Here is a 19,951-nt window from a genome sequence, read left to right on the forward strand (position 1 = left end):
TTCGAGTGCGGCCCCGTCCTCGCATCAAGCCCCCCTTCCCCTCCCGGCGCAAAACAGGTAGCGCTACCAAAAATCGGGAGAGACGAGATGACGGCACGATCGGGCAACGACCGGCGGAGCACTGCAACACGGATGGCGTGGGCCGCAGGCGCCTCGCTGCTGGCGATGATCGCCACCCCCGCACTCGCCGAGCCGCTGGCGACGGTCGACCGCAACGGCGCGCTGGTCGCGATTGAGCCTTACGCCCCGAACATCGTCCGCGTCACGATCGCGCTCGATCGCGCGCAGTCCGATTCCGCGCCCGGCGAAGGCGCCAACGCCAAGCCGAACGCGACCGGCTGGACGCATCGTACCGATACCACCGGTGACGTGTTTGCCTCAGCCGCGCTCCAGCTGACGGTCAAGGCACAGCCCTGGCCCAAGGCGCCGAGCCAGATGGAACGCTATTTCGCGCCGTCGCTGCCCCCCGTCTCGATCGGCATCGCCAGCGCCGATGGCCGGACGATCGCCGAGATGAACGGCTGGGAACGCGCACCGCACACCGTCAACGGCGAGAAGACGTTCCGCGTCGGCGCCAGCTTCGCGATGCAGCCGGACGAGCATTATTACGGCCTCGGCCAGAACCAGGACGGCGTGCTCGACCTCAAGGGCCGGACGATCGACTGCCGCCACAATTACGATGCGCCTGCGGGCGAGACGGTGTGCGTGCCGTTCATGGTGACCAACAAGGGCTATGGCATTGTCTGGGACAACCCGTCGATCACCACCGTCTCGCCCGGCCTGCACAATGCGACGAAATGGCAGTCCGAAGTCGGCGAGCGCGTCTCGTTCTTCGTCATCACCGGCACCACCACCGATGAGCTGTACGCCGGGTACGCCAAGCTGACCGGCGCTACCCCGCTGCCGCCCAAGGCCGCGTTCGGACTGATCCAGTCCAAGGCGCGCTACGAGACGCAGCAGGAGCTGCTCGGCATTGCGGAGGGGTATCGCAAGCGCAACTACCCGCTCGACGTGATGGTGCTCGACTGGTTCTATTGGACCCGCATGGGCCAGCTCGACATCGACCGGACCTATTTCCCCGATCCCAAGGCGATGAACGACAAGCTGAAGATGCTGGGGATGCATTCGATCATCAGCGTCTGGCCACGGTTCGAGCGGGAATCGCGCTATTTCGACCTGCTCTCGAGCAAGGGCTGGCTGCTGCACGATGCTGACGGGAGCGTCGTCGACGGCCTTGCGGTCCGCGCCGATCGCGCCGGTGCGTTGCTCGATTCCACCAACCCGGACGCGCGCGAATGGTTCTGGGGCAAGATTCGCGACAACATCGCGTCACAGGGCTTCGACTGGTTCTGGCTCGACGAGACCGAGCCGGACCTCGTCCCCGACGGTCATTTCTATCAGCTCGGCTCGGGCGATCGGTACCACAACCTGTTCCCGCTGGTGCACACCACCGGCGTCGCGGAAGGCTCCGCGCGCGATCGGCCCGACACGCGCAACCTGATCCTGTCGCGCGCCGCCTATCTCGGGACGCAGCGCAACGGCGCGCTGTTCTGGTCGTCGGACATCCAGGCGACCTGGGACGCGTATCGCCGCCAGATCCCGAGCGGTCTTGGCTTCACCGCGACCGGGATGGCGTATTGGAGCAGCGACACCGGCGGCTGGCAATATCCGAACGGGCCGAAGGCGACGCACCCCGTGTTGCTCGATCCCGCCGGCGCGACCGCGATGTCGCCGAGCTATGCCGATTATCCCGAGCTGTTCGCGCGTTGGTTCGCGTATAACAGCTTCACGCCGACGCTGCGCATCCACGGCCAGCGCCCGGCGACCGCGATCTGGGAATATGGCACGGCTGCCGAGCCCGTGCTCGCGCGCTTCCTGAAGCTGCGGTATAGGCTGATGCCGTACATCTATTCGCTCGGCTACCAGACGTACAAGACCGGCGCGCCGTTCATGCGGGCGCTGTTCATGGATTTCCCGAACGATCCGAAGGTCGCGACGATCGGCGATCAGTATATGTTCGGGCCTGCCTTCCTGGTCGCGCCGGTGACCGAACAGGGCGCGACGACGCGCACGGTGTACCTGCCCGCCGGGACCGACTGGTATGATTACTGGACCGAGCAGCGTTTCACGGGTGGCCAGACGATCACGGTGAAGGCACCGATCGAACAGATCCCGCTGTTCGTCCGTGCCGGATCGATCATTCCGATGGGGGCCGAGATCCAGAGCACCGCGACGCGCCAAAAGCTCGACAGCATCCGCGTCTATCCGGGCCGCAGCAGCGACTTCACGCTGTACGACGATGACGGCGTGACGAACGACTATAAGAAGACCGGCGGCAGCGTCGCGACGTTGCGCTGGGACGATGCGAGCGGGCGGTTGAGCGCATCCGGTCGCCTGCCTTCGGCACAGGATTTTGCACCGCTGGTAAAGATCGTCGGGTCCGCAAAGCCCAGGTGACACGCGATAATAAATCCTCTCCCGCCCGGCTCTGGCGGGAGAGGATCGTCATTATCCGGGGCCTGACGTGACTGGCCCTAAAACGCCGTCGCGAGGCGGCGCTGCATCGACAGGGCCGGGCTGGACGCCGGTTCGGGCATATCCTGCGCCGCATCGAGCAGCGCGACGCGCCGGTGGATATCGGCACTCGCGACGATCAGCGCCTGCGCCGGGGTCGGCAGCGCGGCGAGCAGCGTCGCGTCGATCACCGGCCCATCGCCCAGTCGTCTTGACGGATCCAGCGCATCGCGCGCGTGCAATTCACCGGTCTGCACCGCGCGCTGAGTCAGCAGCCAGGCGATCACGTGCATCAGCCGCGTCGTCACCTTCAGCGACTCGCAACTGAAGCTGACCCGTGCGAACGGGCCGAGCGTATCGCGGTCCATGCGTCCCGCCTCGTCGAAATAGGCACGCGCTTCGTCGGCGAGCAGCATGGCCTCGCCGTACAGCGAGTCGATCAGCCGACGGTGCAACCGTGATTCCGCTCTCAGTTCAATCATTTCAGCGACATGGCATAGCGCCTGCGCCCAGCACAGCGCCGCGGAACGGCGTTCGCGACGAACTGTCCCGAAATGCGCCGATCGGTGGCCTCTCGGTAAAGACGATCGCTGCGCACGACTCCACGCGACATCGTCCAGGAGATGAGTTCAGGCGATGATGTCGGGAATAAGCAGATCCTCGCGCGCGACGATCTCGTCACGCAGCCGCAGCTTGCGCTTCTTCAGGCGCGCCATCTGCAACTGGTCGGGCACTGCCATCGACGCCAGCGCGGCGATCGCGTCGTCAAGATCGCGATGCTCGATCCGCATCCCGTCGAGCCGGGCCCTTGCCTGCGTTTCGTCCGCCATGTTCCCGCTCGCCTGCTGCCCCTCGGTACGTCCCGCTTAGCAAATACCGACGCCCGCGCGAGCGATAATCCGGGATCGGGACAGATCGCGCGCGATTCATCCGGTCGTCGCGGCAAACCGCTCGATCGAACGATTTGGCCCATTTCCGATGAAGACATTTTTGCGACGGAGTGGTTTACTCCGTTCCCCAACCCGAATGCAGGAGGTACTTCATCGTGCAGACGACGCATCAGACAGCCCTGGAAACCAAGCACGCCGTTCTCGATCAGCGGATTGCGGCCGAGACCCACCGGCCACTGCCCGACGCGACCCTCCTGGCTGGACTGAAAAAACAGAAACTGCGCCTGAAGGAAGAAATCGTCAGCCTCTGACATAGGCCCGACGCTTCGAGATATGGTTCCCCGGACATGGATCCGGGGGACATTCGCACCGACCGGTCCGAAACGGGCCGGGTTCGGCTCCTACCGTCCCGATCCCACAATAATCGCCAGAGGCTCCGTCAGGGTTCGCCCGGCCCCTTGGCATAGAACGGCGTCGATGCCGGTTTCGTCCCGCCGATCGGCTTGCGCGCCTTTTTCGGGTCGATCGGCGAATCCAGCGCGATCCCCATCCGCCCCTGGGTACACCAGGCCACCTTGCCGGTGGTTTCACCGATCCCCCGCAGGTCAAGCCGGACCGGTGTGCCGACATCGACGACCTTGTCGAGTTCGAGCATCAACCCGCCTTCCGACAGGTTGCGCACGCGGACCTCGCGGATGCCACGCTCGTTGCCCAGCTGGAGCTTGGCGACCAGCAACAGGCTGTCGCGGCTGCGCGCGCGGTTTTGCTGGCCGTCCACCGGCATGGCATCGCCCGACCTGGACCCGATCGCCGTGACGCCGGATGCCCCGGGTTCCATACCCGTCATAGCCCGCTTGAAATCGTCCATCGCTGATCCAGCATCCGTTGCGTGCGCCGGCCTGAAGGGGCCCGCCTGTCCGCTACGTCACGCATAGCCTACCAAGCATCGCGAAACCCTTAACGCACGGCGTGCACGTCAGCCAGTCGCTTCTCCGGTGCGGCGTAGGATCAATCCTCGCGCGAGACCTTCTCGTTGCGCTCGTGCCGCTCCTGCGCCTCGACCGTCATCGTCGCGATCGGCCTGGCTTCGAGCCGGGCAAGGCTGATCGGTTCGCCGCTGACTTCGCAATAGCCGTATTCGCCCTCGTCGATCCGGCGGATCGCCGCCTCGATCTTCGAGACCAGCTTGCGCTGGCGATCACGCGTCCGCAGCTCGATCGACCAGTCGGTTTCGCTCGACGCCCGATCGGTCAGGTCCGCCTCGCGCAGCGAATCCACCTGGAGCTGCGACAGCGTCTCCTGTGATTCTCGCAGGATCGCCTCTTTCCAGTCCTGCAGCTTGCGACGGAAATAGGCCTGTTGCTTCAGGCTCATAAAGGGTTCGTCGGCATCGGGCCGATAGCCCTCGATATCGCTGTCGTTCGCAGCGTTTCGGTTGGTAGTTCCGGTATCGTCCATACGATTCATAACGGTCGCCATACCACTCTCCCTCTGGCCCCGTCGGACCGGCCACGCCGATCTCAAGGAACCGCCCCCAAATGGTGAAAGCGCCTATAGTCTTCCCGGTGGCCGACCACAAGCGAGGCAACTTGCGCATTCTGCCCGTCCGCGGACATTTTATTGCGTTCCCAGCGCGTTCGGTCTTGCGGCCGGAATCTACGCTTCGGTAACAACATAAGTCATGGTCCGCCCGCCGTGGCAAAGGCGTTTGTGTCCCAGCCCGGCACGTTAAGCTAAACGCTGTTGGCGGAGGCTGCGTAAATCGTTCGGTAACCATCCCGATCCTGGTTAATAGGGCTTGCACTTAACGGTTTGTTTTGCAGTTAGTCGGATAGCGGCATTTCGATGCTGCGGAACGGGGATCCGGCGTCCAGCAAATGTCCGGCAACGAAAGAGTGACGATATGTCAGTGCGGATGGCCTTGGCGAAATTGTGCGCGTGCGCATGCGGCGGTGCCCTGATCGGCGGCGGCGCCGTGCATGTGGCGGAACGGCCGGCGCGAACCGCCAACGCAAAGCGCGTTCTCGTCAAGCGAGTCGCGCGCCATGAGGTGGCCGCGGTCGCTCGTCCGCGCGTTCGCCGCGTGACCACGACGACCCGCACCACCTGCGCCCCGACCGTCGTCACCGTCGCGAACGCCGTCCCGGTGCCGGCTCCGGTCGGCGAAGGCTATATCGGCGGCGGCGGCGCAGGCTCGACCCCGGCGGTGATCGGCGGCAGCGGCGGCTTTTTCGGCGGCGGTTTTGGTGGCGGGTTCGGCGGCGGCTTTGGCGGCGGCGGCGGCGGATCGAGCGGCAGCATCGTGATCTCGTCGACGTCGAGCGGCGGATCGACCTCGACCGGCGGCTCGTCGAGCAGCACCGGTGGCGCCGAAATCTCCAGCACCTCGTCCTCGGGCGGCTCGAGCGGCAACATCTCGTCGGCGTCGGGGGGCTCGAGCGGCGACGTATCCTCGTCGTCGAGCGGCAACGTCTCGACATCGTCGAGCAGCGCCTCGTCGGCGTCGTCGGCCTCCTCCGCATCGTCGGCCAGCAGCGGCAGTTCGTCCGGTGGCAAGCCTGGCCATGACGGATCGAGCTATGGGTCGAGCAGCAAGGGTTGGGGTTCGAGCGGTGGCTGGAACTCGACCGGCGGCTGGAGCTCGAACGGATCGTCGGGCAGTTCCGCGTCTTCGGGCAGCAGCGCGTCGTCCGCGAGCGGGTCAAGCGGCAGCAGCGCGAGCAGTGCCAGCAGCGCGTCGAGCGCCAGTTCTGCTTCGAGCGCGAGTTCCGGTGGCAGCACCGGATCGAGCGGTGGCGACCCGGCGCCCGTTCCGGCACCGCCGATGATGCTGTTGTTCGGCGCGGCGGCGGCAGCCCTGGTCGCCCGCAAGCGCCTTGCCAAGCCGATGGCAGCCGTGACCGGCTGACATGCTTCGCTACTGAAAATCGAAAGGCCCCGCCGGACATTGCCGACGGGGCCTTTTTTGTGTCCGTGGTTCAGGCGTTCTTGAGCGCCTTCTCGATGTCCTTGATCGGATGCCCGGTCAGGTCCTTATCGAGTTCGCCGGCCAGGCGGCTGCTGACCTCCTTGTGATAATGCTTGCGCAGTTCGCCGAGCGTCTTTGGCGGCGCGACGATGATCAGCGTCTCGAAATCGTTCTTCAGCGCACGCTTCTTGAGCATCGCGGCGGCATCCGCGGCAAAACGATCCTCCTCGATCTGGTGGAAATCGGTCGGCTCGACCGAACTCTGCACGCCGCCCTGCGGTGACGAGGCACGGCCGGCGGAATCGGTGGCCTGATCGCGCGTCGCGGGATTATCCTGCTCCTGCGCTTCCTCGACGATCAGGTTGGGAAATTCATTGTCGCCCTCGTTGCGCAGGAACAGCATTTTCCGGCCATCCGCGACGAGCACGACGGAATTGTGGGGAAGCTGCATGCGATATCTCCTTTTCGCTGTGCGTGTGGTGGATGAACGCGTGGCGGACCGGTGAGGTTGCTTCTGATCCTCCCCCCGGCAGGGGGAGGGCCGTAAAGGCGGGCCGCCTTGCTTACGCCTGCCTGCCCCGGCATAGCCTCAGCCATGCACGACATACGCCTGATCCGCGACGATCCCGCCGCCTTCGACGCCGCCCTCGCCAAGCGGGGCTTCGCACCGCAGTCCGCTTCGCTGGTGACGCTCGACGAGCAGCGCCGCGCGACGATCGCGGACTCGCAGACCGCACAGACCCGCCGGAACGAACTGTCGAAGGCGATCGGTCAGGCCAAGGCGCAGAAGGACGAGGCCAAGGCGCAGGCGCTGATGGCCGAAGTCGCGAGCCTCAAGGAGGCGCTACCGCAGCTGGAAGCCGACGAGGCGCGGCTTAGCGGGGAGCTAAGCGACCTGCTGGCGGCGATCCCCAACCTGCCGGCCGCGGACGTTCCACAGGGCGGCGGCGAGGACAACAACGCGCTCGTCCATACCCGCGGTACGCCCACGACCTTCGCCTTCACCGCCCGCGAGCACGACGCGATCGGCCCGGCGATCGGCCTCGATTTCGAGACCGGCGCGGCGATGTCCGGTGCACGCTTCACGCTCGTTCGCGGGCCTGCCGCCAAGCTGCAACGTGCGCTCGGCCAGTTCATGCTCGATCACGTCGCAGACGCCGGCTTCGAGCAGGTCTCGCCGCCGCTGCTGGTCCGCGACGAGGCGGTGTTCGGCACCGGGCAGTTGCCCAAATTCTCGGAGGATCTGTTCCGCACGACCGACGGTCGCTGGCTGATCCCGACCGCCGAGGTGAGCCTCACCAACATCGTCCGCGAACAGATTCTGAGCGAGGCCGAACTGCCGCTGCGCTTCACCGCGCTGACGCCGTGCTTCCGCTCCGAGGCAGGCGCGGCGGGGCGGGATACGCGCGGCTACATCCGCCAGCATCAGTTCGACAAGGTCGAGATGGTCTCGATCGTCACCCCCGACATGTCCGAAGCCGAGCATGAGCGGATGACGGCGTGCGCGGAAGGCGTGCTCGACGCGTTGCAGCTACCGTTCAGGCGGATGCTCCTATGCACCGGCGATATGGGCTTCACTGCGGCACGCACCTACGATCTCGAAGTCTGGCTGCCGGGCCAGGCGCGCTATCGCGAGATCAGCAGCGTCTCGACCTGCACCGATTTCCAGGCGCGCCGGATGAACGCGCGCTATCGGCCCGAGGGCGAGAAGGGTACGCGGTTCGTCCACACGCTCAACGGCTCCGCACTCGCGGTCGGCCGGACGGTGGTCGCGGTGCTGGAGAATTACCAGCAGGAGGATGGCTCGGTCGCGGTCCCGGCCGTGCTCCAGCCGTATCTCGGCGGGCTGACCGTATTGGAGCCGAAGCGCTGATGCGGATCCTCCTCACCAACGACGACGGTTATCACGCGCCCGGCCTGAAGGTGCTCGAGGCGATCGCGAAGACGCTGTCCGACGATATCTGGGTGGTCGCGCCCGCCGAGGAACAGTCGGGCGCCGGGCATTCGCTGACGCTGTCGCGGCCGATCCGCGTGCGGAAGCACGGCGAGAAGCGGTATGCCGTCGCAGGCACGCCGACTGATGCGGTGATGATGGCGCTCGCCAAGATCATGAAGGATTGCCCGCCCGACCTGATCCTGTCGGGCGTCAACCGCGGCGCCAATCTGGCTGAGGACGTGACCTATTCGGGCACCGTCTCGGCGGCAATGGAAGGCGCGCTGGGCGGTATCCGGTCGATCGCGCTGAGCCAGATCTACAGCCGCGAGGGCATGGGCGACAGCGTGCCGTTCGAAGCCGCCGCGGCATGGGGCGAGCGCGTGTTGCGGCCGTTGGTCGACGCACCGCTCGCGCCGCGGACGTTGGTCAACGTCAACTTCCCCGCCGGCCCGGCCGATGCGGTGAAGGGCGTGCGCATCGTCGGCCAGGGGCTGCGCGATTACGGCCGGTTGCAGATCGTCACCAATACCGATCCGCGCGGGTACGAGTATCACTGGTTCGCGCTCGGCCGGACCGTCGAGACGCCTGCGCATGCGACCGATCTCGAAGCGACCGCGGAAGGGTATGTGTCGGTCACGCCGCTGCATCTCGACCTGACGCATTTCGAGTCGATTGACATGCTCGAACGGGCCTATCGCTGATGCGCCATGCACGCGCGCTGGTCTCGATAGCGGCGCTGCCGTTGCTCGGGCTGGCTGCGTGCATTCCGCATGTCGATCGTCCCGCGGGCTATGGCGGCCCGCCGTCGCGCCCGTACCGCGATCCACCGCCTCGCCGTGACGATCCGCAACCGCGCCGGGACGACGCCCCGGTTCGGGACATCCCCGGCCGCGACACGGGCGAGGTCACCACCCTGCCCGCCCCGCGTCCCGCCTGGGAAGCGCGGCCGGTCAGCGCCGACGCGAAGACCATCCCCGATTCGACCTATGTGGTGCAGCCGGGCGATACGCTGCGCCGCGTGGTCGATCGTAGCGGCGCGAGCCTCGAGGCCATCGCGCGGGCCAATGACCTCGACTCGCCCTACACGATCCGCAGCGGCCAGCGACTGACGATCCCCGGTGGACGCTATCACCAGGTCCGCCGCGGCGAGACCGGCATCGCGATCGCGCGCGCGTACGGCGTCGAATGGTCGCGGATCGTCGCTGCTAACGCGCTGGTCGAGCCCTATGTCCTGCGCGCCGACCAGCGCGTCCTGATCCCCGATGCGCCGGGCGGCGGCAGGCCCAGCGCGTCCGAACGCGCGCAGGCCTTCACGCTAGATATCGACGACATCCTGACCGGTGGCGAACCCGCGCTCGCCAGCAACCAGGCGCCGGCGAAACCGATCGCGACGCCGCGCCGCGTGCTGCCGTCGAACGCCGTCGTCACCGCCCCGGCGCGTCTGGCGAGCGGCGGCTTCCTGTGGCCGGTCGACGGCAAGGTCGTGAAGCGCTTCGGCCACGGTGCTAGCGGCGAGCGCAATGACGGCATCAAGATCGCCGTACCGGTCTCGACCCCGATCCATGCTGCGGCGGACGGCGTGGTCGCCTATGTCGGCGATGGCATCGCCGCGCTTGGCGGGCTGGTGATTATCAAGCACGGCGGCGGCTGGACGAGCGTCTACGGCCACGCATCGAAGCTGCTGGTGCAACGCGGCCAGAGCGTGAAGCGAGGACAGACGGTGGCGCTGTCCGGGGATACCGGGTTCGCGGATCGACCGGAATTGCACTTCGAGCTGCGCAAGGGGCGCACGCCGGTCGATCCGACGTCGCAACTGCCTAGAACCTAGCCGCTCAGACAAAACCGTCATCCCAGCGAAAGCTGGGATATTCCGGTTCGGGCCGGAGCACCCGCCCCTTAAAGATCCCAGCTTTCGCTGGGATGACGGCGGTGGGAGCGCATGCTAGTCGCCCTCCCATGACCTACCAGTCCGACCTGCTCACCACGCTGACCTCGCGCGGCTATGTCCACCAGATGACCGACGCGACCGCGCTCGATGCGCTCGCGGGCAAGCAGGTGGTGCCCGGCTATATCGGCTTCGATCCGACCGCGCCGTCGCTCCACGTCGGCAGTCTCGTCCAGATCATGCTGCTCCGCCGGCTCCAGCAGACCGGGCACAAGCCGATCGTCCTGATGGGCGGCGGTACCGGCAAGATCGGTGACCCGAGCTTCAAGGACGAAGCGCGCAAACTGCTTGGCGAGGACGGGATCAAGGCCAACGTCGCCTCGATCCGGCGCATCTTCGAACGCTTCCTGACCTTCGGGGATGGCCCGACCGACGCAGTGATGCTCGACAATGCCGAGTGGCTCGACGCGCTCGAATACATCCCGTTCCTGCGCGATGTCGGTCAGCATTTCTCGGTGAACCGCATGCTCGCGTTCGATTCGGTCAAGCTCCGGCTCGACCGCGAACAGTCGCTAAGCTTCCTCGAATTCAACTACATGATCCTTCAGGCGTACGACTTCCTCGAACTGTCGCGTCGCGCCGAGTGCCGGTTGCAGATGGGCGGCTCGGATCAATGGGGCAACATCGTCAACGGCATCGAACTCGCGCGTCGCATGGACTCGACCGAAGTCTACGGGGTCACCACCCCGCTGATCACGACCGCGGACGGCGGCAAGATGGGCAAGACGATGTCGGGCGCGGTCTGGCTGCACGAGGACCAGCTGCCGCACTTCGATTACTGGCAGTTCTGGCGCAACACCGACGACCGCGACGTCGGCCGCTTCCTGCGGCTGTTTACCGACCTGCCGCTCGACGAGATCGCGCGACTTGAGTCGCTCGAAGGCGCCGAGATCAACGCCGCCAAGATCGTCCTCGCCAACGAGGCGACCGCGATGTGCCGCGGCCGTGCTGCCGCCGAACAAGCCGCGGAGACTGCGCGGAAGACGTTCGAGGAAGGCGCGTCGGGCGACTCTTTGCCGAGCTTTGCGGTTTCCGGCGGCGCGATCGGCATCGTCGAGGCGCTGGTCGGGCTCGGCTTCGTCGCCTCCAATGGCGAAGCGCGGCGCAAGATCGCCGAGGGCGCCGTCCGCGCCGATGGCGAGCCGGTGCGCGAGCCCACCCAATCGATCGCGGTCGCCGTCCCCGTCCGCCTCAGTCTCGGCAAAAAACGTCACGGGATGCTAACCCCCTCGTAAATAGACGCATTCCGGGTACAAAGAATTCCGCGTTAAGCATCATCGTTCGCACCCGGTTCACACCGCGCCGCCTAGGTTGCCCCCTGCTCAAAGGCGGGGGAACCATCGATGACGAACCATGCCGAAGCCGTTCGCGATTTGCGCGGCGAGCCGCGCGACGAGGTCATGCACCGGACGCGCGCGATCGATGCCGCGGGCCACAGCGTGAAGCTGGTGCTCGTCAACATATCCGCAAAGGGGCTGATGGCGCGCTGTGATGGCAACCCGGCGGCCGGCGACATGCTGCGCATTCACCTGCCGATCCTGGGCGAGGTTGCCGCAGTGGTACGCTGGTCGCTTGGCGGGCGGATCGGGTGCGAGCTCGAACGGACGATCCCGCTGGCCGAATATTACGGCATGCTCTCGGTCATGATCCGCCACATCTGACGCGTCAGCCGGCGCGGACCAGCACGACGCCACCGATCACCAGCGCGACGCCGGCCAGCCTTGCGAGGCTGATCGGTTGCTGGCTGAGACCAAGCAATCCGAACCGATCGAGGATCAGCGCGGTGACGAGTTGGCTCGCGACCGCCATCGTCAGCGCGGACGCGAGGCCCAGCCGCGGCGTGGCATAGGCGAGTGCGGCGACGAAGCATGCGCCGTACAGGCCGCCGAGCCATGCCCAGCCGGGCGCGCCCTTCAACGCCGACGGCATGGTCCGATCTGTTGCTGCCCAGACGCCGAACAGGATGATCGTGCCGACCGCGAACGAGACGAGCGATCCGAGCCAGAGCGACCCGGATGCCTTCACCAACGCGGCGTTGGTCGGTGGCTGGATCGCGAGGCCGATGCCCGCGAGGAGAACGACGATGATAGGAAGGAGGGCAGTCATCGCGGCTCCGTGATCGCTCCCCCCGCCGAGGTCAACCCGAGCGGAGCAGCGCCACGCCGGCATCGCGATCAAACAGGTACAGGGCCGTGCGCGCCGCCTGCCCCCTCGGTCCCTCGAGCCCGCCGTCGCGGTCGATCAGCAGGCGCGTGTCGTCGTGTGCGCATTGCAGCAGGTCGGCCATCATGTCTGGTGTCGCGAGCCGGAACGCCATTTCGCCGGACTGCTTCGTGCCGAGCAGTTCGCCTGCGCCACGGAGGCGGAGGTCCTCCTCGGCGATGCGGAAGCCGTCGTTGGTTTCGCGCATCAGGGCTAGCCGCGCGCGCGATGTCTCGCTGAGCGACGATCCGCGCATCAGCAGGCAGATCGATCGCCCGGTGCCGCGCCCTACCCGCCCGCGGAGCTGGTGGAGCTGGGCGAGACCGAAGCGGTCGGCATGCTCGATCACGATCAGCGTCGCGTTGGGGACGTCGACGCCGACCTCGATCACCGTCGTCGCGACGAGGACGGAGGTGCGGGCGGCGGAAAACTCGGCCATCACCGCGTCCTTCTCCGCGGGTTTCATGCGGCCGTGGACGAGCGCGACCTTGTCCCCGAACCGCGCGCGCAGCACTTCCGCGCGCATCTCGGCGGCGGCGAGGTCGCTCTTCTCGCTCTCCTCGACCAGCGGGCATACCCAATAAGCCTGCCCGCCATCGGCCAGATGCCGGCCGAGCGCATTGACGACGTCGTCGAGGCGGTCCTCCGAGATCACGCGCGTTTCGATCGGCTGGCGACCGGGCGGCATCTCGTCGAGGCGGCTGACGTCCATCTCACCGTATTGCGCGAGCGTCAGCGTGCGTGGGATCGGCGTCGCGGTCATCGCCAGCAAATGCGGCGGGGCGACACCCTTGGCCTGCAACGTCATCCGCTGCGCGACGCCGAAGCGGTGCTGTTCGTCGACCACCACGAGCGCGAGGTCCTTGTAGCCGACCGCATCCTGGAAGATCGCGTGCGTGCCGACGAGGATATCGATCTCGCCGCTCGCCAGCGCCATTAGCGTCGCCTCGCGTACCCGCCCCTTGTCGCGCCCGGTGAGCACGCCGACGTTGATCGGCAGGCCGGCGAGCGTTTTCCGCAACGTCTCGTAATGCTGGCGCGCGAGAATTTCGGTCGGCGCGAGCATCGCCGCCTGTGCGCCGGCCTCGACGGCGATCAGCATCGCCATCGCCGCAACGAGCGTCTTGCCCGAGCCCACATCGCCCTGCAGCAGCCGCAACATCGGCGCAGTCTGCGCGAGATCGCCCTCGATCTCGCCGACTGTCCGCGATTGCGCGCCGGTCAGCGTGTAGGGCAGCTTGAGCAGGTCACGCAGACGGCCGTCACCGTGGAGAGCCCTGCCCCGCCGCTTGCGCGTGTCGGCGCGGACCAGCGTCATCGCGAGCTGGTTCGCGAAGACCTCGTCATAGGCCAGCCGCTCGCGCGCCTTCGCGTCCGACGGGTCGGCGTGGATGCGCTCGAGCGACTCGTGCCAGCCAGGCCATTCGCGCTTCGCCTTCAGGCCGGGCTCGATCCACTCGGGCAGGTCCGGCGCGCGCGCGACCGCCTGCGTGGTCAGCGCCGCCAGTCGGCGCGACGTGAGGCCTTCCGACAGTGGATAGATCGGCTCGCGCTCGCGCAACTCCTCGTCCGGCTCGACGATGTCGGGATGGACGATCTGCAATTCCTGGCCGTATTCGTCGAGTCGGCCGGAGATCCGCTTGGCCTCGCCGATCGGCAGCAGTCTCTTCGCCCAGCTTGAGCTTCCGCCGAAGAAGACGAGGCTGACATAATTGCCGTGCTCGTCGGTCGCCTGCACACGCGTCGGGCCACGGCCCGCGCTGATCTTGTAGTCGCGCGGGGTCAGCGTGATCGTGATGATCCGTCCGGCGTCGCTCGACATGAGCTCGGTGCGCGGCAGGCGATCGACATAGCCGGTCGGCAGATGGAAGGCGACGTCGACGACGCGCGCGAGCCCGAGCCGGTCTAACGGCTTGGCGAGCGCAGGCCCCACCCCCTTCAGGACGAGGGTTTCGGCGAACAGCGGATTGAGGATTTCGGGTCGCATGACTATCTGGCCTCTATAGCCTAGCCGACGCCCGCCGCCAGCGGGTCGCCGGCCTATCCGCGTTGGAGATACGATGGACCACGAGACCCGCCTCAAGCGCCTGGGCTTTCGCAGCTCGCACCGCGGCACGCGCGAAGCCGACATGATGATCGGCGGCTTCTTCGCGACCTATGGCCGGACGTGGACTCCCGAGCAGCTCGACTGGTTCGAGGCGCTGCTGGAGGAACAGGACGTCGACATCATGGGCTGGGCGATCGGCTCGATCGTGTGCCCGCCCGAGTGGGACGGCCCGATGATGCAGGCGATGCGCGACATAAATTACGTGACGGTCGTGAAGTAAGTATCTCCCTCTCCCCTCTGGGGAGAGGGTCGGGGTGAGGGGCAGCCAAGCAGCGCAGCGCCTAGAACAGCCCCTCACCCAACCCTCTCCCCGACGGGGAGAGGGCTTTAGGAAGCCAATGCCAGACCTCAAGACGATCCTCTCCGCGACGAGCCCGCTGACGCTGTCGGGCGTGCCGTCCGGCTTCCAGCCGTCGCTGCTCGCCGATCTCGCGCGCGCCGTGAAGACCCGCGCGGTGTTCATCGCGCCGGACGATGCGGCGATGCGCGCGATCGCCTCGACCGCGGCGTATTTCGCGCCCGATCTCGAAGTGCTGAGCTTCCCCGCCTGGGACTGCCTCCCCTACGACCGCGCCTCGCCGACGCTCCGCATCATGGCCGAGCGCGTCGCGGCGCTGCAACGACTCCAAGGCAAGCCCAAGGGTCCGCAGCTCCTGCTGACCACCGCGAACGCCGCGACTCAGCGCGTGCTCACCCCGTTCCGCATCCGCCAGCTCGTCGCGCGGCTCGCGCCCGGCGAACAGATCGGCCGCGACAAGCTCGCCATGCTGCTCCAGGCGAACGGCTATGTCCGCACCGATACCGTCCACGACCAGGGCGAGTATGCGGTGCGCGGCGGGATCGTCGACCTCTATCCCTCGGGTGAGGACCACGCGCTGCGCCTCGATTTCTTCGGCGACGAGATCGAGAGCGTCCGTACGTTCGACGCGGCGGACCAGCGCACCACCGGCCGGATCGATGGCTTCGTCCTGCTCCCTGCCTCCGAGGCACTGCTCGACGAGGATTCGATCAAGCGTTTCCGCACCCGCTACCGCGATGCGTTCGGCGCGACCGCGACCGGCGATCCGATGTACCAGGCGATCTCCGAGGGCCGCCGCATCGCGGGCATGGAGCATTGGCTGCCGCTGTTCGAGGAGAAGATGGCGACGCTGTTCGACCATCTCGGCCCCGACGACGTGGTGGTGCGCGACAACGGCGTCGCCGCGGCGGTGGAAAGCCGGCTCGAATCGATCGCCGACTATTACGAGAACCGCAAACGCGCCGAGGCCGCCCAGCCCGGCAGCTACCGCCCGATGCCCGCCAAAGCGCTGTATCTCGATGCGCAGGAATGGTCCGGCGGTGTCGAGGCGTTCGCCGCGCACATCACCTCGCCGTTCCACGAACCGCCGAGCGACACCGTGCTCGACTTCGACGTCGACGGCCCGCGCGATTTCGGCCCCGAGCGCGCGGCGCAGGCGAACATCTACGAAGCCGTCGCCGATCACGTCGAGAAGCTCCGCAAGCAGGGTCGGAAGCCGATCCTCGCCAGCTATTCGATCGGCGCACGCGAACGCCTGGGCAGCTTGCTCGCCGACCACGGGATGAAAGGCGGCAAGCACGCCGAGACCTGGCAGGAGGCGCTCGGCATCGCCGACACCGCGCGCAGCTTCGGCGTCGCGCTGATCGTCCTGCCGCTCGATCACGGCTTCACCGCGCCGGGGATCGCGGTCCTCACCGAACAGGACATGCTCGGCGACCGGCTCGTCCACCGCAAGAAGCGCAAGAAATCCGCCGACGCGTTCCTCGCCGAGCTGGCCACGCTGACGCCCGGCGATCTGGTGGTCCACACCGAGCACGGCATCGGGCGATACGAAGGCCTGACCTCGATTCCCGTCGGCCAAAGCCCGCATGATTGCGTCGCGCTGAGCTATGCGGGCGGCGACAAGCTGTACGTGCCGGTCGAGAACATCGACGTCCTCTCGCGCTACGGCTCGTCCGAGGAAGGCGCTACGCTCGACCGTCTCGGCGGCGAAGGCTGGCAGCGTCGCAAGTCGAAGATGAAGGAGCGGATCCGAGAGATCGCCGGCGAGCTCATCGCGACTGCCGCCGAACGTGCGCTGCATCCAGGCGACGTCCTCGAACCCGATGCGAGCGGCTATCCGAGCTTCGTCGACCGCTTCCCGTACGAGGAAACCGAGGACCAGGACCGCGCGATTGAGGACGTGCTCGGCGATCTCGCCGCCGGGAAGCCAATGGACCGCTTGGTCGTCGGCGACGTCGGCTTCGGCAAGACCGAGGTCGCGCTCCGCGCCGCGTTCGTCGCGGCGATGGGTGGCAAGCAGGTCGCGATCGTCTGCCCGACGACACTGCTCGCACGACAGCATTACAACAACTTCGTCGCCCGCTTCGAAGGCTTCCCGATGAACATGGGACGTCTGTCGCGGCTCGTCACCGCGAGCGAGGCGAAGGCGACCAAGGAGGGCCTCGCGAACGGCACGATCGACGTCGTCATCGGCACGCACGCGCTGCTGGCGAAGAACATCGACTTCAAACGGCTCGGGCTGGTGGTGGTCGACGAGGAGCAAAGGTTTGGCGTGACGCACAAGGAGCGGCTGAAGGCGCTCAGGGCAGACGTCCACATGCTGACGCTGACCGCAACGCCGATCCCGCGCACGCTGCAGATGGCTATGTCGGGCATCCGCGAGCTGTCGGTGATCCAGACACCGCCGGTCGATCGCCTCGCGGTGCGGACGTACATCATGCCGTTCGATCCGGTCGTGCTGCGTGAAGCGTTGTTGCGCGAGCATTATCGCGGCGGGCAGAGCTTCGTCGTCACGCCGCGGGTCGCGGACCTGCCCGAGATCGAGGATTTTCTGCGCGAACAGGTGCCAGAGATTCGTTTCGTCGTCGCGCATGGCCAGATGTCGCCGACCGAGGTCGAGGAGCGCATGTCGGCGTTCTACGACAAGAAGTTCGAGGTGCTCGTCTCGACCACGATCATCGAGAGCGGGATCGACATCGCGTCGGCCAACACGATGATCGTCCACCGCGCCGACCGCTTCGGCCTCGCCCAGCTGTACCAGTTGCGCGGGCGCGTCGGCCGGTCGAAGACGCGCGCGTACGCATATCTCGTGACGCCGCCCGAGCGGCAGATGACTGTCACCGCCGAGAAGCGCCTGAAGGTGCTGTCGGATCTCGATTCGCTGGGGGCTGGCTTCCAGCTGGCGAGCCACGATCTCGATATTCGCGGTGCGGGCAACATGCTCGGCGACGAGCAGACCGGGCATATCAAGGAGGTTGGGTTCGAACTCTACCAGGCGATGCTGGAGGAGGCGATCATGGACGCCAAGGCGGGCGGCATGACCTCCGGACGCCCGCGCGATTTCTCACCGCAGATCACGGTCGACGCGCCGATCCTCATTCCCGAGGATTACGTGCCCGATCTCGACCTGCGAATGGGGCTGTATCGCCGCCTCAACGACCTCGACGAGAGCCAGGAGATCGAGGCGTTCGCGGCTGAAATGATCGATCGGTTCGGCCCGCTGCCGGATGCGACCGAGAACCTGATCAAGGTCATCGAGATCAAGCTGAACGCGAAACGCGCGTGCGTGTCGAAGATCGACGTCGGGCCGAAGGGCGTGCTGGTGTCGTTCCACGACGACAAGCCGCCGAACATCGACAAGCTGCTGGCGTATGTCGAGCGCTTGAACGGCGTCGCGCGGTTGCGGCCGGACAGCAAGCTGGTGCTGCAGCGCGCGTGGGGCGATCCGAAGGCGCGGCTACATGGGGCGTTGCAGTTGTCGAAGGGGTTGGCGAAGGCCGCTTCTTAAGCCCTCTCCCCTCTGGGGAGAGGGTTGGGTGAGGGGCGCCGCGAGCGCTGCGCTCTGCAACTGCCCCTCACCCCGGCCCTCTCCCCGAAGGGGAGAGGGAGCAGCGCCACGAAAAAGGCCGGACTACCCTGGGGTAGCCCGGTCTTTTTTTACCGTCTCGAACGCCGCAGCTTACTTCGGCAGCACGACGCTCGGTCCGATGCTGTCGACCACCTTGCGCGCATCGAACGCGCGGATGTTGTCACGCGGGATCGGGCCCTTGCGCATCACGATCTCGGCGGTCGCTTCGTAGCGGTCGATCGTGCGGACGTCGAAGTCGTTGCCCCATGGGCCACCACCGAAGCCACCGCCGTATCCACCGAATCCGCCGCCAAAGCCCGGGCTCCAGTTACGCCAGCCGAACCCGCGCCCGTAATAGCGCCAAGACGGCCCCCAATAGCCGCCGAAGCCGCCATAGCCGAACCCGCCGCCGATCCCCGGCGTCGAGTACGTCCGCGACTGGAGGTTGGTGTCGCGGTCGGCCATCAGGTAATAATCATAGCCGTTCTGCAGCGTCAGCTCCGCGGCGCGGAAGAACAAATAACGCTCGACGGTGTCGCGCGACGTGACGCTGTTGCCGGCGAAGCTGACGAGGAAGCGGCCGGGCTCGACCTGGCGGTCGCTATAGCCGGTGCGGTTGAACCCCTGACCCGTGGCAGGGCGATAGGTGGTCTCGGTCGCGCATCCGGCCAGCAGCAGCGCGCCCGTTGCGAGCGCTGCAAATGCGACCTTGCGACCCTGTATCTTGAACATGGTGTCGTCTCCGTTCGCGGCGAATGCGGCGAAACGCCGCTTATTAGCCGTCAGTGGTGGAACGGTTGATGAACGACATCGCTCCAATGCGCCACCGGCCTGACGGATTTTTCATGATCTGCGTCAGTCGCCGATGACGTGTAGCGCGAGCGTGCGGCGGTGTGGGCGGCGGCGGTGTTCGAAGAGATAGATGCCCTGCCATGTGCCGAGCGCGAGTCGCCCGTCGATCAGCGGGATCGCGAGCTGGACCTGAGTGAGTGCGGTGCGGAGGTGCGCGGGCATGTCGTCCGGGCCCTCGTCGTCATGCTCGTACTCACGCGATTCCGGGGCGATGCGGGCGAAATAGGCTTCGAGGTCGGTACGGACCTCGGGGGCCGCGTTTTCCTGGATCAGGAGGGAGGCGGAGGTGTGACGGCAGAAGATCGTGAGCAGGCCTTGGGTGAGGCGCTGGTCGCGGGTCCAGCGGGCGATCTGGTCGGTGACGTCGACGAGGCCCTGGCGGGTGGTGTCGATGGTTAGGATGGTGGAGGCTTGGCGCATGGGGTCTTAACGATCGGTTGAGGGGGTTGCTCCACTGTTCCCCCGCGAAGGCGGGGTTCAGGAGTCTCATATGCCATCGCCGATAGCCTGGACTCCCGCCTTCGCGGGAGAACGGGAAGCGTGCCCACCCCTCTTACTACCCCGGCGGAGGCCGGGGCCCAATTGGGAAACGTCGCTAACGACGGACGCGCTCAGTTACTTCGACCTCACCAATTGGGCCCCGGCCTTCGCCGGGGTGGTAACGCTTG

Annotated in this window: 20 protein-coding genes; 9 read left to right on the forward strand and 11 right to left on the reverse strand. The window is 66.7% G+C overall.

Features of this window, described 5'->3' with window-relative positions; translation table 11 throughout:
* Positions 1 to 132 precede the first annotated feature (132 nt).
* A complete protein-coding gene (locus VH567_RS01095; RefSeq protein WP_423323643.1) occupies positions 133 to 2,457 on the forward strand; it encodes a TIM-barrel domain-containing protein in 2,325 nt (774 codons plus the stop codon).
* A 77-nt stretch (positions 2,458 to 2,534) separates the two neighbouring features.
* On the opposite strand, the gene VH567_RS01100 is transcribed toward VH567_RS01095, so the two are convergent.
* Together VH567_RS01100 and VH567_RS01105 are read right to left on the reverse strand one after the other, a co-directional pair.
* Positions 2,535 to 2,996 (reverse strand): DUF1465 family protein, encoded by a 462-nt coding sequence (locus tag VH567_RS01100; RefSeq protein ID WP_423322438.1) that lies wholly within the window; start codon positions 2,994 to 2,996, stop codon positions 2,535 to 2,537.
* A 147-nt stretch (positions 2,997 to 3,143) separates the two neighbouring features.
* A complete protein-coding gene (locus tag VH567_RS01105) occupies positions 3,144 to 3,344 on the reverse strand; it encodes a YdcH family protein (RefSeq protein WP_423322440.1) in 201 nt (66 codons plus the stop codon).
* Positions 3,345 to 3,559: 215 nt separating this feature from the next.
* Here VH567_RS01105 and VH567_RS01110 point away from each other — a divergent pair, with 215 nt between their 5' ends.
* Positions 3,560 to 3,715 carry a YdcH family protein gene (locus tag VH567_RS01110; RefSeq protein ID WP_423322441.1) on the forward strand — a complete coding sequence of 52 codons (156 nt, stop codon included), beginning with the start codon at positions 3,560 to 3,562 and terminating at the stop codon, positions 3,713 to 3,715.
* Between the two features lie 128 nt (positions 3,716 to 3,843).
* Here the strand turns inward: VH567_RS01110 and VH567_RS01115 are convergent, their stop codons facing one another.
* The 5 genes from VH567_RS01115 to VH567_RS01135 all read right to left on the reverse strand — a co-directional run bounded on the left by VH567_RS01115 (position 3,844) and on the right by VH567_RS01135 (position 6,823).
* Positions 3,844 to 4,188 (reverse strand): PilZ domain-containing protein, encoded by a 345-nt coding sequence (locus VH567_RS01115; RefSeq protein WP_423323645.1) that lies wholly within the window; start codon positions 4,186 to 4,188, stop codon positions 3,844 to 3,846.
* Between the two features lie 224 nt (positions 4,189 to 4,412).
* Positions 4,413 to 4,883, reverse strand: a complete 471-nt coding sequence (dksA, locus tag VH567_RS01120; RefSeq protein ID WP_423322443.1) for an RNA polymerase-binding protein DksA — start codon at positions 4,881 to 4,883, stop codon at positions 4,413 to 4,415.
* Between the two features lie 690 nt (positions 4,884 to 5,573).
* On the reverse strand, positions 5,574 to 5,960 hold the full coding sequence (locus tag VH567_RS01125) for a hypothetical protein (RefSeq protein ID WP_423322445.1): 387 nt from the start codon (positions 5,958 to 5,960) through the stop codon (positions 5,574 to 5,576).
* Positions 5,961 to 5,981: 21 nt separating this feature from the next.
* Positions 5,982 to 6,275 (reverse strand): hypothetical protein, encoded by a 294-nt coding sequence (locus VH567_RS01130; RefSeq protein ID WP_423322447.1) that lies wholly within the window; start codon positions 6,273 to 6,275, stop codon positions 5,982 to 5,984.
* 107 nt (positions 6,276 to 6,382) lie between these two features.
* Entirely contained in the window at positions 6,383 to 6,823 is a 441-nt protein-coding gene (locus VH567_RS01135) for a host attachment family protein (protein ID WP_423322449.1), read from the reverse strand.
* Between the two features lie 144 nt (positions 6,824 to 6,967).
* On the opposite strand from VH567_RS01135, the gene serS reads away from it, so the two are divergent.
* From serS to VH567_RS01160, 5 genes are all read left to right on the forward strand, one after another.
* Complete coding sequence (gene serS, locus VH567_RS01140; protein ID WP_423322451.1) at positions 6,968 to 8,245, forward strand: serine--tRNA ligase; 1,278 nt, start codon at positions 6,968 to 6,970, stop codon at positions 8,243 to 8,245.
* A complete protein-coding gene (gene surE, locus VH567_RS01145) occupies positions 8,245 to 9,009 on the forward strand; it encodes a 5'/3'-nucleotidase SurE (RefSeq protein WP_423322453.1) in 765 nt (254 codons plus the stop codon). Before serS ends, surE begins: the two co-directional genes overlap by 1 nt.
* Positions 9,009 to 10,136, forward strand: coding sequence for a peptidoglycan DD-metalloendopeptidase family protein (locus tag VH567_RS01150; RefSeq protein WP_423322455.1), 1,128 nt, complete (start codon positions 9,009 to 9,011; stop codon positions 10,134 to 10,136). The genes surE and VH567_RS01150 overlap by 1 nt, the downstream gene beginning before the upstream one ends.
* 128 nt (positions 10,137 to 10,264) lie before the next feature.
* The gene (tyrS, locus tag VH567_RS01155; protein ID WP_423322457.1) at positions 10,265 to 11,488 is read left to right on the forward strand and encodes a tyrosine--tRNA ligase; all 1,224 of its coding nucleotides are present in this window, start codon (positions 10,265 to 10,267) and stop codon (positions 11,486 to 11,488) included.
* A 108-nt stretch (positions 11,489 to 11,596) separates the two neighbouring features.
* Positions 11,597 to 11,914: a PilZ domain-containing protein gene (locus tag VH567_RS01160; RefSeq protein ID WP_423322459.1), complete on the forward strand. Its 318-nt coding sequence runs from the start codon at positions 11,597 to 11,599 to the stop codon at positions 11,912 to 11,914.
* 4 nt (positions 11,915 to 11,918) lie between these two features.
* On the opposite strand, the gene VH567_RS01165 is transcribed toward VH567_RS01160, so the two are convergent.
* Together VH567_RS01165 and recG are read right to left on the reverse strand one after the other, a co-directional pair.
* Positions 11,919 to 12,359, reverse strand: coding sequence for a DMT family transporter (locus tag VH567_RS01165; protein ID WP_423322461.1), 441 nt, complete (start codon positions 12,357 to 12,359; stop codon positions 11,919 to 11,921).
* A gap of 31 nt (positions 12,360 to 12,390) precedes the next feature.
* Positions 12,391 to 14,442, reverse strand: coding sequence for an ATP-dependent DNA helicase RecG (gene recG / locus VH567_RS01170; RefSeq protein ID WP_423322463.1), 2,052 nt, complete (start codon positions 14,440 to 14,442; stop codon positions 12,391 to 12,393).
* A 73-nt stretch (positions 14,443 to 14,515) separates the two neighbouring features.
* Here recG and VH567_RS01175 point away from each other — a divergent pair, with 73 nt between their 5' ends.
* The gene (locus VH567_RS01175; RefSeq protein ID WP_107955663.1) at positions 14,516 to 14,782 is read left to right on the forward strand and encodes a succinate dehydrogenase assembly factor 2; all 267 of its coding nucleotides are present in this window, start codon (positions 14,516 to 14,518) and stop codon (positions 14,780 to 14,782) included.
* A 118-nt stretch (positions 14,783 to 14,900) separates the two neighbouring features.
* Positions 14,901 to 18,371, forward strand: coding sequence for a transcription-repair coupling factor (mfd, locus tag VH567_RS01180; protein WP_423322465.1), 3,471 nt, complete (start codon positions 14,901 to 14,903; stop codon positions 18,369 to 18,371).
* Positions 18,372 to 18,542: 171 nt separating this feature from the next.
* On the opposite strand, the gene VH567_RS01185 is transcribed toward mfd, so the two are convergent.
* Both VH567_RS01185 and VH567_RS01190 read right to left on the reverse strand, forming a co-directional pair.
* Positions 18,543 to 19,163, reverse strand: a complete 621-nt coding sequence (locus VH567_RS01185) for a CC0125/CC1285 family lipoprotein (protein WP_423322467.1) — start codon at positions 19,161 to 19,163, stop codon at positions 18,543 to 18,545.
* 123 nt (positions 19,164 to 19,286) lie between these two features.
* Positions 19,287 to 19,703, reverse strand: a complete 417-nt coding sequence (locus VH567_RS01190) for a secondary thiamine-phosphate synthase enzyme YjbQ (protein WP_423322469.1) — start codon at positions 19,701 to 19,703, stop codon at positions 19,287 to 19,289.
* Between the last annotated feature and the right edge of the window lie 248 nt (positions 19,704 to 19,951).

The sequence above is a fragment of the Sphingomonas sp. 4RDLI-65 genome, from assembly GCF_049472435.1.
Lineage (GTDB): Bacteria > Pseudomonadota > Alphaproteobacteria > Sphingomonadales > Sphingomonadaceae > Sphingomonas.